This window comes from Paenibacillus sp. RUD330 (assembly GCF_002243345.2).
Lineage (GTDB): Bacteria > Bacillota > Bacilli > Paenibacillales > Paenibacillaceae > Paenibacillus_O.
The window spans coordinates 5522218-5537653 of sequence record NZ_CP022655.2; the positions used below are offsets into that span (position 1 = coordinate 5522218).

The window sequence follows — 15436 nt, forward strand, 5'->3', positions numbered from 1 at the left end:
AGATTCCTACCTTGTCCAATCCGCTCAAGCGCGGCGCCAAGCTCCTGCTCGGCCTCGCGCTGTCAGCCACCGCCTTGGCTGCGCCGTTCACGGCATCGACCGCCCATGCGGAGCAAGCCTCGGCCGATACGACGACGATCTCGCTGCTCGGCACCTCCGATATCCACGGCCGCTTCATGCCTTGGGATTACGCTCTGGACGGTCCCAACCCGGCGGGCAGCATGACCCAGCTGTACACGATGATCAAGAAGGTGCGCGCAGAAAACCCCAATACGATCCTGCTCGACGCCGGAGACATGATCCAGGATAATTCGGCCGAGCTGTTCAACGACCAGCCGCAATCCCCGATGATGGTCGCCATGAACGAAATGAACTACGACGCCTGGGTCATGGGCAACCATGAATTCAACTTCGGCCTCGACGTGCTGGCGAAAATCTCCTCCCAATTCGACGGCCAGCCGTTGGTCGGCAATATCTACAAGGAGAACGGCGACCGCTACATGCCGGCCTACACGATCATCGAGAGAGGCGGCGTGAAAATCGGCGTCGTCGGCATGAACACGCCTATGATCACGGAATTTGAGAAAGGCACGAACCATCTCGACGGCGTCATCGTGAAGGATCCTGTCGAGGAGACCAAAAAAGCCATCGCAGAGCTGGACGGCAAGGTGGATGCCATCGTCGGCCTCATGCACATGGGGCTGGAAAACGAGAACGGCAAGCCCGGCACGGGCGTGAAGGATGTAGCGAACGCCAATCCTCAGCTCGCCGCCATTTTCGCCGGACATATGCATACGCTCGTCGAATCCGAGACGGTGAACGGCGTCATCATCTCCGAACCGAACAAATACGGCTCCCACCTGTCCCGGATCGACCTGACCTTCGAGAAGCAGGGAGACAGGATGGTGCTGAAGGACAAGCAGGCATTCGCGCTTCCGGTGAAAGCGGCCGACGGCACGTTCGCCGTATCGGACCCCGGCCTCGAAGGCAAGCTTCAGCCTTTCCATGAATTCGCCCGTGCGGACGCGAACACGATCGTGGCCCAGCTGCAAGGGATGAACATGGTCCCCGTGGACGAGATCAAGGGCATTCCGGCCGTCCAGGTCCAGGAGACGCCTCTGTCGGACTTCTTCAGCGAGGTCATGCTCCATTACAGCAAGGCGAATGTCGTCGCGCATCAGATCGACAACGACAAGGCGAAGCTCGACGTCGGCCCGATCAAGAAAAAGGACATCGCCTTCAACTACCAGTTCGCGCTCGGCGAAGTAACCGTGTACGAGGTGACCGGCAAGGATCTGAAGGACTATATGGAATGGGCGGCAGGCTACTTCAATTCCACCCGTCCGGGCGACGTCACGGTCAGCTTCGACAAGAAGCGGCGCGCCTCCAAGTACAGCACCAACGACTTCTTCGGCGGCGTGACGTATGAGATCGATCTGACCGAGCCTTACGGCAGCCGGATCAAGCATTTGGCCGATCTCAAGGGCAACCCGATCCAGCCGGGCGACACGCTGAAGCTCGGCATGAACGCCTACCGGATGGACGCTCTGAAGGCTCCGGGAGGAGCGCTTGCGGGCCGCAGCTTCAAGCAGCTGTGGTCATCCAAGGATGCGACCGCGTTCGGCGAGGACAAGGGCACAATCCGCAATTTGTCCATTTCTTACCTGAAGGAAGTCCAGAACGGCGTTTATGAGCCCAAGCCGGCCCAGCGCTGGAAAATCACCGGCGTCGATACGGCCGCTCCGGCCCGCGCCGACATCGTCGAGCTGATCAATGCCGGCATTCTATCCGTTCCTGCGACGGATGACGGCAAGTATACGAATGTGGCCTCCATCAACATTCAGGATCCCGTCAGCGGGGATGAGATCGCCCGGCTGTCCGCCAAAGCAGGCGTGAGCGCAGCTCTGTTCGACGGCCTGAAAACCAAAGGCGAGTTCTATCAAAGCCTGAACAAAGCGAGGAAGGATGCCGAGGCTCCGGCTCCGACCCATCCGCCTGTCGTTCCGTCCGTTTCGCCGACGCCTTCTCCGTTGAATCCCGTCGCTCCGGCTCCAGCGACTCCGGCTCCGACGGCCGCGGCGACTCCCGCTCCCACGGCTCCCACGGCTCCGACGGCTACAGCGGCTCCGGCTCCCGCAACTCCGAAGCCTCCCGTTGCGGTCAAACCGGGCAAGCCGGCAACGGATCCGCCCTCCGTACCGAAAAAAGCTAAAGTAACCGCCGCATTCCTGAACGTGCGCGCCCAGGCTTCCTCGAAAGCGAAGATTGTGGCGACGGTACCGAAAGGAACGGTATTCGCCGTTACCGGCTGGAAGCATGGCTGGATCGAAGTGAGTTACAAAGGAAGCAAGGCGTATGTGTACGGCGAGTATGTCGCCATCATCAAATAAATCCGCATCTTCCGCCAAGGCTGCCTTCAGGGGCAGCCTTTTTTCCTAGGTTCAACGGGATTTCGACGATATCGGAGAGCCCCTCCCGATCAAAGAAAGGCAGCCTATCGGATGCAAGCCAGGGTTCAGGGTTCGTCCGCTTGCCGCCACCAGTGAATATGTGGATAAATACGTTCATAAGCCCGCCGCTTCGCCTATCCACATGTGGATATCCGCTTGACTTCGAAACCTTCTCTTATCCACAATCGGAATCCATGCTCATCCCGGCTCCGGCAACGGCAAAAAAAAGCTTCTCTCCCACCTGGGGAAAGAAGCTCTTCGGGACGTCCCGCCCTGCCGGCAGTCCGTGCGGCCTTTTTATCTCATCCGGATTATACGATCAAGAATTCCGCTTTCTCTTCGCACAAGTCACATTTCACCGGCGGGTCCCAATTCGCAAAATGCGTTTCATTCAGATTCACCATATCCGGCGCATCCTCGTACTCATCCACGAACTTGTCCAAAGCCAGCTCAATATGCTCCTTGCACACGCAATACATTCGATGACCTACCCCGCTTCGTATCTTGTAAGTTTACCTTCGTCCCTACCATTGTACCACATCCCCGGCAGAGGCATTCAATTCCCTGCTTCCGGGAAATAAAAGAAAATCCGGCCTGCAGGCCGGATCCCTCGTTCTCTATATCCGCTACTCGTCGTCCGCCTTGTCCTGAAGCTTGAACGTGACGGTCTCCTGCTTGGAGTCGCGATAGAACGTCACCTTGATCTTGTCTCCGATCTGCTTCTTGCCGTACAGGTACTTGCGCAGCTCCATCGTGCTGCTGATTGGCTGATCGTCCAGCTTCACGATGACGTCGTTGAACTGCAGCCCCGCATCGAGGGCGGGACCGACCGATTCCAGGACGATGACGCCCTTTTTGACATCGGCGGGAAGCTTCGGACCGGAGCTCTCGGCAGCGTCGTCCGATCCCTGCGCGGAACCTTTGCTGCCCGGCAAGCTCTGCTGCGCGAAGTAGGAAGCCAGATCCAGCGTGTAGACGCCGAGATAGGGACGCGGAACCTTGCCGTTGGCCATCAGCTGATCGACGATCGGAATGACGTTGTTGACCGGAATCGCGAAACCGACGCCTTCAACTCCGACATCGGCGATCTTCATGCTGTTGATGCCGATCACCTTGCCCTGCATGTCGATGAGCGGACCGCCGCTGTTGCCTTGGTTGATGGAGGCATCGGTCTGGATGACCTCCTGCTCCCAATCGTAATTGCCGTCCTGGCTCAGCGAGACGGGAATGATCTGCTTGGTCTTGCTGACGATGCCCATGGACAGGGAGTCGCCGAGGCCGAGGGGATTGCCGATCGCCATGACCATCTCTCCGGACTGGAGCTTGGAGGAATCGCCGAGCTCCGCAACGATGTCGATGCCCTTGCCGTCGATCTCCAGCACAGCCAAGTCCGTGATATAGTCGCTGCCTACCAGCTTGGCGGAACGCGATTCGCCGTTGATGCGGACGGCCTTCAGCGCCGATGCGCCTTCCACGACGTGGTTGTTCGTGATGATGTACGCCTTGCCGTCCTTCTTGGCGAAAATGACGCCGCTGCCGACGCTGGCCGGCTGCAGCTCGCCTTCCGGCGCGTCCTCTGCCTGGCCTTCCGGCGTATCCGGCTGCATCGCTCCGCTCCCGTCGCCATTGTCGGCAGAACCGCTGCCGCTCTGGCTGCGGTCGGGAGCCGCCTGCTCGTTGACGATGCTGACGACGGCCGGGCGCACCTTCGCGGATGCGGCGACGGTCTGCTGGATCGCGTCGCCGGGAGCGACAAGTCCGGCCGCTGGCGGCGGCGACGCTTCGCTGACGGCGGCCGCCTGAGTGCCGCCGCTGCCGATGGCAAGCGTCAGCACCAGGACGATGACGGCCCCGCTTGCGGCCGATACGGCCACGAGACGGCCCGCTCCCCAGCTTCTGCGGCTGCGCAGCGGGAACCCGGAGATCGGCTTGCGGTTTTTTTTGCTTGTGCGCCGGGATACTGCTGTCGAATAAAACTCATCGTCGAACAATCCCACTGTAACCCGCTCCTCCCGTGATATGCGCACGCGGTAACTGCCATATAGTTAAGCATACGTGCCTGCCTGATTTTCAACTACAGGATGTTTTTTCTCTACTTGGAATGATTTCGGAAGATTCGTCTAGAATAATAATAGAGAGCCGGTCTGCCTGTTACCTATTCAACGACCCCAAGGCACCGAATGTTGCAGGTCCGCTCCAATCTTGGTCGAAGGAAGTGATTCCGACATGGATATCAAGCTTGTTCAACCGCCGGCTGGAGTCCCTAACGCCTGGGACCAGGTAGCCCTGCACGCCAAGATGGGAGATCTGGCCGACAACCAGTACCGCACCCTCCTCGCGCTGAGCGCCATGCTGGAGCTGCTCGTCGAAAAGGGACTGCTTACCCGGCAGGAGCTGGAGGCCAAGTCCGCTCAGCTCGAAGCCGCGGACAACGAGCCGCTCAAAGCGCTTTCCGCTTTATTTGATCCCATGGAGTAGGCTGGTCGGGATACGTTCCGCGCAGCGGATGCTCGTCCTGCCGGAAGAAATGTCCCTTGTCCTCCATGACCTGGTTGACCGTCAGCCTCGCCAGGTCCGGCATGTTGTGGTTCAAGCTGAGATGAGCCAGATATACCCGCCGCGTCCGGTCCGTCATGAGCTCGCACAGCGCCTCTCCGGCGGCCTCGTTGGACAAATGGCCGATATCGCTGAGAATCCGGCGCTTGATGTTCCATGGGTACCGGCCCATGCGCAGCATCTCCGGATCGTGGTTCGATTCCAGGACGAGCACGTCGGAATCAATGATGTTGCGGCGGACGATGTCGCTGACATAACCGAGGTCCGTCGCCAGACTGAGCTTGTAGCCGTCATCCGTGAACGTATAGCCGACCGGCTCGGCCGCGTCATGGGAGATCGGATACGAGCGCACTCCCATGCTGCCGAACCGGATCTCCTCGCCGGTGCCCATCACGATGCGCCTCTCTTGCGGGACATTGCCCGCATGCCGCTCCAGAGCCGCCCAGGTCGCCTCGTTGGCGTATACAGGCAGCTCGTATTTGCGCGCCAGCGCGTTCAATCCCTTGATATGGTCCGAATGCTCGTGCGTGATCATCAGCGCGTCCACGTCATGCCCTGTCACGCCTTGAAGATACATGAGCTCCTCCAGCTTCTTGAGGCTGAGCCCCGCATCCACCATCACCGTCTTGTCCCCGCTCTGCACCAGCGTCGCATTGCCCGTCGAGCCGCTCGCCAGCACAGTGAATCTGAATTCCATTCCGCATGTTCCTTCCTTGCGCTCCAGGCGTTCGCTCCTGCAGGCCTATCCGCTCTATCGCATGAAGCCGTATGCTTCATGCAGCTGCAGAGCCTCTCGGCTCGCCATTTCACTATGAAAACCTATTGTACCATACCAATCGCGGCATGCCTTTCCAAGGAAAAGAAAATTCCGACCGATAGGAATGGCTTCTCGTTGAGAGTCCCTTGGCCTCCCATGCTCCGCGGGACGCCGGTCCTCGCATGACGCCGGAAGTGCCGATGCTGCACAAGGCCTCCCCTTCCTGCAGGATGCCTGCCTCGATGGCGCCGCACGCGGCCGCCGTTGCCGCAAGCCATGGCGCCGTTTCAGAGGCGGGCGCCGTTTTATTTGCCGGTCCCCGGCGAGGATGGCGGCTGCGGCTGAGCCGCGTCCGTCAGCACCTCTCCGCTGTATGCCTGAAGGTAGATGACGCTGCCGTCCTCCATCAGAATTCTCCAGGACGGCGTGGATACCTGCGTCTCGGAGTCGAACAGCTGGCCTTCCTTGTAGCCGAGCCGAATCTCCTTGATGACGGCATGCTCGGGAACGTAGCGCTCGATGATTTCCGAGCGGATGACCTTGGAGGCGGGCAGGACGGACTGCGGCGGGCTCTGCTGCTCCGAGGGGAGCAGCTCGATCCGCTGCTGCCGATAGCCGGTAATCCGTTGATTGCTGTAATAGAGCTCCAGCCGGACGTTGAACATCGGCCTTCCTTCCGCCATCCGGTACAGCACGAACTTGCGGTCGTCATATACCGCCGTGTCCAGATCGTATTTGCCGATTTCGGGTATGACGCCCCCCAGCGCCTTGCTCAGCTCCTTAGGATCGAACACGACGCGGCTGTCCACGGGGGTCTCAAGCTCCGTGATGTCGCCGCCCGGCGCTTCGGCCGCAGAGGCGCCTGCATTCTGCTCGTCCTCATCCATGTCTACATAACGATAGGTCAGGTTTTGCAGCTCCGGCGTTTCCTTCGGAATGCCGCCCGTCAGCTCGATGCCCTTGCTCTTCATCGCCGCCAGCGTGTCAGGCGACAATCCGGCCACCGTATTGTTCGGCTGCAGCCGCTCGCGCACATCCATCCAGAGCTGATAGCCGAGCAGCATGTTGAGCAGCAGAAAAGCTAGAATCAGAACGCTTTTCGCCCTTCCCCAATCCATCAGCCGCGCCCCCCTTTCCCGGCGCCGGCAGCGGTGCCGCCGCTTGCCGGCGGACCCTGGAGTCCTTGGGAGCTGTCCGGTGTCGGCGTCGGGCTTGGAGTCGGCGTCGGCGCAATTGCCGAGAGATCGGTTCTCGATAGATCCGATCCGTCGTAGCTCTCCGCGAGCGGCCCGATCAGCGTCTGCTCCGTGCCGTCCTTGAGACGGACGGCCCACACCGGGGTGAACCGGATGCTGCCTTCATCGGCCCGGTACGCCTTCACCGCCGGGTACAGGGAACGGATCTCCGAACGGCGCTCATACCCCGAGATCGCGGCCTCCAGCGAGCTGCCGCCGGGCAGCCAGCGCACCGCCTTGCGCGTCGGCGAGCCGCTGAGCGTGATCAGCGAGCGCTCATAAGCGGTGACATTCCCTTGCTGGACCGTCAGTTGAATATAGCCGAAGCGGAATTCCGGCGACGGAACAATCGGCAGAATCCGGTTCTCCCCGAAGCGGAAGTACTGGCGGAACAACAGGAAATGCTGGTCCGCGCCGGCGCTTGAGCCGTTCGCCGCTGCGCTCCCGCCCGGCTGAGGCGTGCGGTCCGGCCTTCGCGGCTCGGTCATCCCCTCGAGCTGATGCAGGCCGTCCCAGCCGCCATGCTGGTTGACGAACAGCACCGAGCTTGAGATGCTGCCGGCCGGAGTCGTCCGGCTGGCGCCCGTCCCGGTTCCGCTGAGCGGCGCGGCCGGATCGGTATAGCTGATCCACTGCCCGTCCTGCTCGACCTGCAGCGTCCGCTTGCCGTCCGTATACACCTGCGAGCCCGTCCGGTCCTTGCGGCTGCGCGTCATGCCGGGATCGAAGAACAGATTGCGCTGCAGCAGATCCGGCGAGTACGTCTGGTAATCCGTCTCCGCCTCGGCCGCTTCGACCGGCTGCTGCGGCAGGTAGACGCCGTAGATATTCGGCTTGTAGGGAGTCCAATACTCGCCGAGGCCGACATCATCCTCCACATCCCGCACCGTCAAGTCGGCTTGAGTCGCTTCATACGCTGCGCTGCCGTCCGTGCTGAAGAAAAACGTCCTCACTTCCTCGCTGCCGGCGCTGCGGAAGATCCAGATCCGGTCGATCGTGTCCGACTGGAAGGTGCCGTCGCTGCTTTCCAGCTGTAGCATGCGCGAGAGCAGCTGCACCGGGAGCCCGCTGCCGAGCCTCAGCTCGATGCCGAGGTTGCGGTCGCGGATCTCCAGCCAATTCACGATCTCGGCGCTCGTCCGCTGGAAGCCGCCGAACTGGCGGCCCTTCAATTTGCTCATGATGAGGCTGTAGAAAGGGAGATCGCCGGGATTGAGCACCGTATGGTTGCCGTTGCCGAAATGCAGGATCATCTGCTCGGGGAACAGCACATCCTCGGTTTTGCTTTCCGGTCCCATCTGCTCCGTATTGACGTAGTTCTGCGGTGTCCGCACGGCGGTTCCCGGTACGCTGTAGGAGAGCATGTAGCTCTGGACGAGGCTGAGCACGACAAGCACGGCAAGCATCCATGTTTTGGCTCTTTCCATTAGGCCGGCTCTCCCTTCTCCTGCAGTCTCGGCACGAAGAACGTCACCGTCGTGCCGACATCAAGCTCCGACTCGAGAGCCATCGACCCGCCGTGCGCCTTGATAATTTCCCGGGCAATGGACAGGCCGAGCCCCGTGCCGCCCATTTCCCTCGAGCGGGCTTTGTCGACCCGGTAGAAACGGTCGAAAATCCGGCTCAGATCCCGCTTCGGAATGCCGATTCCGGAGTCCTTGACGCTGACGGCGAGCATATCGCCCTCATGCTCGCGCGCCGCCAGCTCGATCCGCCCGCCCTCCAGCGTGTATTTGATCGCATTCGACATCAGATTGTCCAGCACCTGGTCGATCTGGTCGCGGTCCAGCACGGCGGTGTGCACGCCCGGCTCGACGCGGACGACGGCGCGGATTCCCTTCTTGCGCATCTGCACGGAGAAGCGGTCCGCCACTTCATCCAGCATGTCGGCGATTTCCGTCTCCCGGCGCCGCAGCGTCGACTGCTGGGAATCCAGCCGCGACAGATGGAGCAGATCGGAGACGAGCCGGATCATCCGCTCGGTCTCGTTGCGGATGACGCCGACAAAGCGGCCGGCGAGCTCCGGCTCTGCAAGGGCGCCGTCATCAAGCGCCTCCGCATAGCTGCGGATCGTCGTCAGCGGCGTCCGCAGCTCATGGGACACGTTCGCGACGAATTCCCGCCGCGACTGGTCCAGCTTCTCCTGCTCGGTAATATCCTGAAGCAGCGCGATCGTCCCCGTAATGCCGCGGCCGCGCCGATGGATCGGGCTCAGCGTCACGCGCAGCACCCAGCGCTCCTCGCCGTCCGGCGACTCCTTCACGAGCACCGCGGCCAGTCCGCGCGACCTGCGCAGCGCTTCAAGCCGCTCCTGAGGCAGCTCCAGCAGCTCGGAGAGGCTGCAGCCTTCGCATGAATCGACGCCGAGCAGCTCGATCGCCCGCTGGTTGGAAACCATGACCGTGCCGTACTCGTCCGCCGCGATGACGCCGTCGCTCATGTTCGAGAGGACGGACTGCAGCTTCTCGTTCTCCTCCTCGTTGACGGAGAGGGCTTCCCGCAGCCGATGCGTCATCTCGTTGAACGCCTCGCTGAGGCGGCCGATCTCGTCGTCGGCGAGCACCGGCACCTGCTGGTCGAAGCGTCCCTCCGCTACGGCCTCCGCCTGGCGGGTCAGTCCCTTGATCGGGCTCGTGATCGTATGCGCCAGCACGACGCCGAGCACGCCCGTTAGGCCGAGCGCGATCAGCGTGCCGGAGACGAAGATCCGGTTGACCCGGTCGACCGTAGCGTTGACCTCGGTCATCTGAGCCACGATGTATACCGCCCCGACGATCCGGTTGTCGGATGATTTGATCGGCTGCGTGATGATCTTCTTGCGCACATTGTCCTCGTCGAGGATGTCCTGCTCGTTGTCGGGAATTCCCTGCAGCGCCTGGCTGACCATCAGGGAGGTGTTTTTCTTCCCTATATAGCCGCTGTAGGCATCCGAAGCCGCCAGCACGCGGCCGCTGGCGTCGAGCACCTGCAGCTCCGAGCCGCTGCGGCTGAACAGGCTGTTGACGTACTCCGACAGCGAAGAGGCTTCCTTGCCGCTGTCGGCTGGCGCGGCCAGGCTCTCCTCCGTCAGCTTGTCCGCCGCCAGCACGGCCAAAGCGCGCGCCTGGTCGTTCAGGCTGTTCGTGAACGTCTCGGTCAGCGACGTCTTCACCGAGCTGACGAAATACACCGCGATCACCTGCATGGAGATCAGGATGAGCAGCATGTAGATCGCGATCAGCTTGACCTGGATCGTGCTGAACCAGCGGCGCCCCTTCATCAGCCGCCGAAGCCGCCGTGCTTCGGATTGCGCATGAGGTAGCCGAGTCCGCGGCGGGTCAGAATGTATTCCGGACGGCTCGGGTCATCCTCGATCTTCTCCCGGAGCCGGCGGATCGTCACATCCACGGTGCGGACGTCTCCGAAATACTCGAAGCCCCATACCGCCTGCAGCAGATGCTCGCGGGTCATGACCTTGCCGCTGTGGCGCGCAAGGTAATAGACCAGCTCATACTCCCGGTGCGTCAGATCGAGAGGCTGGCCGTCCTTGTAGACAACATACATATCCGTATCGATGAACAGGTTGAACAGCTTCAATCCCTGCTGCTCTTCCCCTCCTTCTTCCTTGCTTCCGGCGCTCGCACCGGAGGAAGCCTCCTGGATTTTCTGCGTGCGCCGCAGATGGGCCTTCACCCGCGCGAGCAGCTCGCGCGTGCCGAACGGCTTGGTCACGTAATCGTCCGCGCCGAGCTCCAGCCCGAGCACCTTGTCGATCTCCGTATCCTTCGCGGTCAGCATGATGATCGGCGTCTGCAGGCGCGTACGCACCTCGCGGCATACATCCATGCCGTCCTTCACCGGCAGCATCAGATCCAGCAGGATCAGATCCGGCTGGTCCTCGAATGCCATGCGCACCGCTTCGCCGCCGTCGAAGGCGCAGATGACCTCGTAGCCTTCCTTCTCCAGGTTGAATTTCAATATATCCGCGATGGGACGCTCGTCGTCCACCACCAGTATTTTGCCGTGCATTCCCGTCACCGCCTGCCTCTTGGACTGTTGATCCCGTTACCGTCTAGTTTACCATAAAAGAGTGTGGACACGCCTTGCATGGCCGTCCGGCCCCGCAACGAAAAACACCCGGACGACCCTTGCGGGCATCCGGATGCTGGAGCTTGTTATAGGAATTTGAGCGGGTTCTGCAGCGCTCCGTTCTTGTAGACCTCGAAATGCAGATGAGTGCCGAAGGAATGGCCCGTATTGCCCATGACCCCGATCGCCTGGCCGCGGTCGACGACCTGGCCTGTGCGGACCGACAGCTTGCTCATATGTCCGTACAGCGTCTTGTAGCCGTTGCGGTGATTGATGATGATGGCATTGCCGTATCCGCTCTTCTGGCCCGCGAATTCGATGTATCCCTCGTCCGCCGCCTTGATCGTGCTGCCGCCGACGAGGTCGATGCCCTTGTGCAGCTTGCCCCAGCGGGTGCCGTACGTGCTCGTGATGCGATGGCCCGATACCGGCCAGATGAAGTCTCCGCTTCCTTCGCCGACGACGACCTTCGTGCCGCGCACGACGATTTTCGGAACCGATTTGCGGATGACGTCGATGCTGACGAGATCCTCGCTCATCTTGTAGCCGTTCTGCTTGACGACAGAATAGGTGAGCCGCTTGGAGCCCGGCTGTCCCTGCTGGATGACCTTCGATTCGCCGGCTTTCATCGTCGCTTTTTTCTGGATGATCACCTGCGGCTCCGTCGTGATGATCTCCGACTGGCTTTCCGTCGTGACGACGTTGATCGCCGGCTTCTTGACCGTCAGGTCCAGAATGTCGCCGGCCTTGATTATATCGTCTTCGATCGTCGGGTTGTTCTGATAGATGACTTCCTTGGAAATGCCGAACTTGGACGCGATGCAGCCGACGCAGTCGCCCTTGAGCACCGTGTACTTCGTGTCGGTGGATGTGCCGCTCATCAGAATGCGCTGCAGCTGGTCCTGGCCGAGGATCTCCGCAGGATCGAGCTCCTCCGCCTCATCCACCGTCACGTCCTCGGCGAACTTGACGCCGCTGATACCGTTGGCAGGCGCGGCCGCCTTCGTCGAAGCCGACAGAGTCATGACCTTGAGAGCGCTCTTCATCCGCTGAGGAGGCGCGTATTTGCTTTGCAGCTGATTCAGCACGGTTCTGGCCGTCTCCTCGTTCTTCACGATTCCGATGACTTTGCCGTCCACCTTGACCGCCGCTCCCGTCGCCGTCGCCGAGAAGCCCGCCGCCAGCTTGTCCAGGGTCGTTCCGCTCTCGGGCTTGCCCTTGTACTCGCGGACCTTCTCGTAGGTGATCGTTCCCGTATGCAGCGTCATGGTCAGGTTGGGGTGCGCTTCCGCGGTTTCCCGCTCCTTCTTCTTGACCATCGCGGCCACCGTGGACGGCTTGTCTACCGTGCCTACCGGCTTGCCATCCAGAAGAACCTGGTAATATTCATACGTATGGCTGTTGACGTAGTGGGAGTAGCCCCAACAGGAGCCTCCTGCCAGAACGACGAGCAGAAGCGCCGCCGCTGCGATCCATCCCCATTTTTTTCGCGTTGGCCCTGGTGCGGGCCTCATATCCTTAAGCGGTTCTTGTTGGTTGTATGCAATCACTACCGTGTCTCCTTCTTCGCATGCTCGATTGCATTTGCTCTCTTGGTCCTATGAATCCCGCCAGGTCTCCGGCATTATGCCGCGGGGCTGTACGGACAAGGAATCAGCAAGGTAATCGGCTTGATCAGTCAAGCAATACGGCTCGCCGCCCATGGAGGGCGCATATGCAGAGCAATCCGAACCTCTTTGCTCCGATGATGGAATCGAATGAAGTCAAAAAAAGACGAATGCTCCGATTGGAGAATTCGCCTTTAACTTTACCATAGGTTCATTTTAGCGGACAACCGATGCCCGGACGGTGCGAGATTAAGATTTTTTCAGAATGGCCGGCATCTTTCGACAACAGGCGGCAGGACGCCGTTTAACCTCGGACACAATTTCGCCACTCAGGGCAAAAAAAGTATGGTCTAGTAATACTTCGTGCCACCGCTAGGATCGGTTCATATATTTTGCGGCTTCCCCGCCGCGCCTCCTGCGTCATCGAAACCGGGGTCGGCCGACGGCTGCGCCTGAGGAGATGCTGCGGAAGAACGGTCCGGCAAGGGGGTAGGGGTAGAGGTAGGGGAAGGCGCTGCGGAGGGAGTCCCGGCGGAATAATCCGGTGTGGAGCCCCCGCTGCCCGATCCTCCGTCTCCTCCCGCCGGGGAGCTTAGCGGCCCCCCGCTTCCGCCGGACGCTCCGCTGCCCCCAGGAGGCACCTCGGACCCGCCGCTTCCATTGGCGGCGGGCGATCCGCCGCCCGCCTCCCAGGACGGGCCGGACCCGTCGTTCGCGGCATCGCTTCCGCCCGCAGACGGAGCCGTTCCGCCTCCGTCTGCCATGCTGCCGTTATCGGCCCCGGCTGCCGGTATCCAGCCGCCGGAACCGCCGGCATTGTCCGCGCTGCCGCTGCCGGCTGCCGGCCCGATCCCGCCGCCATCCGCTCCAGAGCCGATATCGGACGAATCCGGGTCGGCAGGTCCGCTGTCCGGCATATCTCCGCCGCCTTCATTCGTTGTTCCGGACGGGACGGCCCCCTGTTCTTCGCCGGAGTTGCCCGCACGCGATGAATCCAGCGGCGCTGTCACAGGAGTTGACGCCCCTGCGGGCTTGTCTGCTCCCCAGAGCATGCCCCAGACGCCGGACATGGACAGCGGCTGCACCTGGATAGGGACATGGAATTGCTTGAGCAGCGTCTCGACATAGCTCGTCACGATGTACCCCGTCGTCCACAGCGTCAAAAAGCTGGCCAACAGCGCGGTCGCTGCCGTCTTGCCCAGCCAGACCGCAATCTTTTTATAGTTCATTTATGATTCCTCCCTCGACAGAACAGCTATGTCCTACCAGTATGGGCATAATCGGGAGAGGGCATTCACTAGAGTGAAAGAGAACCAAGACGGAAAGGGAACCGCTCCGGTTGTACAAATGTCGGAGGCTCGTCGAGCGGAAAACAAAAAAACACGCAGCCCCGGCTTGGCCGGTCAGCTGCGTGCTCGTCTTCCTATTCGTAGATCGGGCGAACCGGATTCGTCTGCTCGCGGTTGCGGCCGACGGAGAAGATCGCGATCGGGATGCCGGTCAGCTCGGAGACCCGCTCCACGTAGCGGCGGGTGTTCTCCGGCAGGTCCGACAGCGTCTTGGCTCCGCTGATGTCCTCGGCCCAGCCCGGCAGCTCCTCGTAGACGGCTTCGCATTCCGCCAGCATCTTCAGACTGGCCGGATAGTACTCGATGACTTCGCCGCGGAACTTGTAGCCCGTGCAGATTTTCACCGTTTCCAGGCCCGTCATGACGTCGAGCGAGTTGAGGGACAGGCCCGTGATGCCGCTGACGCGGCGGGCATGGCGCACGACGACCGTATCGAACCAGCCGACACGGCGAGGGCGGCCCGTTACCGTGCCGTATTCATGGCCGGTCTCGCGGATCTGATCGCCGATGGCGTCATGCAGCTCCGTCGGGAACGGACCGTCGCCGACGCGGGTCGTGTAGGCTTTGGCTACGCCGATGACCTGCTGGATTTTGGAAGGGCCGACGCCGGAGCCGATGCAGACGCCGCCGGCGGTCGGGTTGGACGACGTGACGTACGGGTAGGTTCCTTGGTCGATATCGAGCATGACGCCTTGAGCGCCTTCGAACAGCACGCGTTTGCCCGAATCGATAGCATCGTTCAGAACGACCGACGTATCCGTCACGTAAGGGCGCAGACGCTCCGCATGAGCGAGGTATTCCGGCAGGATGGCGTCCGCGTCGAGCGGCTCGCCGCCGTACACCTGCTGGATCACCTGGTTCTTCTCTTCCACCATCCGGCGCAGCTTGCCTTCGAACTCCTCCGCGTCCATCAGATCGGCGATGCGGATGCCGGCCCGGGCCGCCTTGTCCATGTAGCAGGGGCCGATGCCCTTGCGCGTCGTGCCGATTTTATTGTCGCCTTTGCGCTCTTCCTCAAGACCGTCCAGCACGAGATGGTACGGCATGATGACATGGGCGCGGTCGCTTATTTTCAGGTTGTCCGTCGAAAACCCGTTCTCATGGATATAGTCGATTTCGTCAAGCAGCGCGGCTGGATTGATGACCATCCCGTTGCCGATGACGCAGGTTTTATTATGATTGAAGATGCCGGATGGAATCATCGTCAGCTTATACTTCTTGTTGTCGATCAGAATCGTGTGGCCGGCATTGTTTCCGCCTTGGTAACGGGCGACCACTTCCGCTCCGTCCGCCAGATAATCGGTAATTTTGCCTTTCCCTTCGTCTCCCCACTGCGTGCCGACAACAACAACTGTAGACATGATCATACCTCCGCTTTACTGCCTGAATTTACTGTCTTATGCTTCGCCGCGGA

The 15436-nt window shown here is 61.1% G+C and carries 13 protein-coding genes; 2 read left to right on the top strand and 11 right to left on the bottom strand.

Annotated features, from left to right (window positions below):
- Window positions 1–176 precede the first annotated feature (176 nt).
- The gene (locus CIC07_RS24900) at window positions 177–2390 is read left to right on the top strand and encodes a 5'-nucleotidase C-terminal domain-containing protein (RefSeq protein ID WP_234992980.1); all 2214 of its coding nucleotides are present in this window, start codon (window positions 177–179) and stop codon (window positions 2388–2390) included.
- On the opposite strand, the gene CIC07_RS24905 is transcribed toward CIC07_RS24900, so the two are convergent.
- The 3 genes from CIC07_RS24905 to CIC07_RS24915 form a co-directional block, all read right to left on the bottom strand.
- The gene (locus CIC07_RS24905) at window positions 2383–2568 is read right to left on the bottom strand and encodes a hypothetical protein (protein ID WP_157741982.1); all 186 of its coding nucleotides are present in this window, start codon (window positions 2566–2568) and stop codon (window positions 2383–2385) included. The two genes, CIC07_RS24900 and CIC07_RS24905, sit on opposite strands and share 8 nt — an antisense overlap.
- Before the next feature lie 193 nt (window positions 2569–2761).
- Window positions 2762–2929, bottom strand: coding sequence for a CxxH/CxxC protein (locus CIC07_RS24910; RefSeq protein WP_021880303.1), 168 nt, complete (start codon window positions 2927–2929; stop codon window positions 2762–2764).
- Window positions 2930–3076: 147 nt separating this feature from the next.
- Window positions 3077–4447, bottom strand: a complete 1371-nt coding sequence (locus CIC07_RS24915) for a S1C family serine protease (protein ID WP_076357202.1) — start codon at window positions 4445–4447, stop codon at window positions 3077–3079.
- A 229-nt stretch (window positions 4448–4676) separates the two neighbouring features.
- Here CIC07_RS24915 and CIC07_RS24920 point away from each other — a divergent pair, with 229 nt between their 5' ends.
- Window positions 4677–4928: a hypothetical protein gene (locus tag CIC07_RS24920; protein WP_076357200.1), complete on the top strand. Its 252-nt coding sequence runs from the start codon at window positions 4677–4679 to the stop codon at window positions 4926–4928.
- Here the strand turns inward: CIC07_RS24920 and CIC07_RS24925 are convergent.
- The 8 genes from CIC07_RS24925 to CIC07_RS24960 all read right to left on the bottom strand — a co-directional run bounded on the left by CIC07_RS24925 (window position 4891) and on the right by CIC07_RS24960 (window position 15383).
- On the bottom strand, window positions 4891–5703 hold the full coding sequence (locus tag CIC07_RS24925) for an MBL fold metallo-hydrolase (protein WP_048745321.1): 813 nt from the start codon (window positions 5701–5703) through the stop codon (window positions 4891–4893). The two genes, CIC07_RS24920 and CIC07_RS24925, sit on opposite strands and share 38 nt — an antisense overlap.
- Window positions 5704–6068: 365 nt before the next feature.
- Window positions 6069–6881 (bottom strand): two-component system regulatory protein YycI, encoded by an 813-nt coding sequence (yycI, locus tag CIC07_RS24930; RefSeq protein ID WP_076357198.1) that lies wholly within the window; start codon window positions 6879–6881, stop codon window positions 6069–6071.
- Entirely contained in the window at window positions 6881–8425 is a 1545-nt protein-coding gene (gene yycH / locus CIC07_RS24935) for a two-component system activity regulator YycH (RefSeq protein WP_076357196.1), read from the bottom strand. The genes yycI and yycH overlap by 1 nt, the downstream gene beginning before the upstream one ends.
- Entirely contained in the window at window positions 8425–10257 is a 1833-nt protein-coding gene (gene walK, locus CIC07_RS24940) for a cell wall metabolism sensor histidine kinase WalK (protein WP_076357194.1), read from the bottom strand. Before walK ends, yycH begins: the two co-directional genes overlap by 1 nt.
- Complete coding sequence (gene yycF / locus CIC07_RS24945) at window positions 10257–11006, bottom strand: response regulator YycF (protein WP_076357192.1); 750 nt, start codon at window positions 11004–11006, stop codon at window positions 10257–10259. The genes walK and yycF overlap by 1 nt, the downstream gene beginning before the upstream one ends.
- Before the next feature lie 146 nt (window positions 11007–11152).
- Window positions 11153–12616, bottom strand: coding sequence for a peptidoglycan DD-metalloendopeptidase family protein (locus CIC07_RS24950; protein ID WP_094248295.1), 1464 nt, complete (start codon window positions 12614–12616; stop codon window positions 11153–11155).
- A gap of 440 nt (window positions 12617–13056) precedes the next feature.
- The gene (locus tag CIC07_RS24955) at window positions 13057–13902 is read right to left on the bottom strand and encodes a hypothetical protein (protein ID WP_076357190.1); all 846 of its coding nucleotides are present in this window, start codon (window positions 13900–13902) and stop codon (window positions 13057–13059) included.
- A 194-nt stretch (window positions 13903–14096) separates the two neighbouring features.
- Window positions 14097–15383 carry an adenylosuccinate synthase gene (locus CIC07_RS24960; RefSeq protein WP_076357188.1) on the bottom strand — a complete coding sequence of 429 codons (1287 nt, stop codon included), beginning with the start codon at window positions 15381–15383 and terminating at the stop codon, window positions 14097–14099.
- Window positions 15384–15436: the final 53 nt, after the last annotated feature.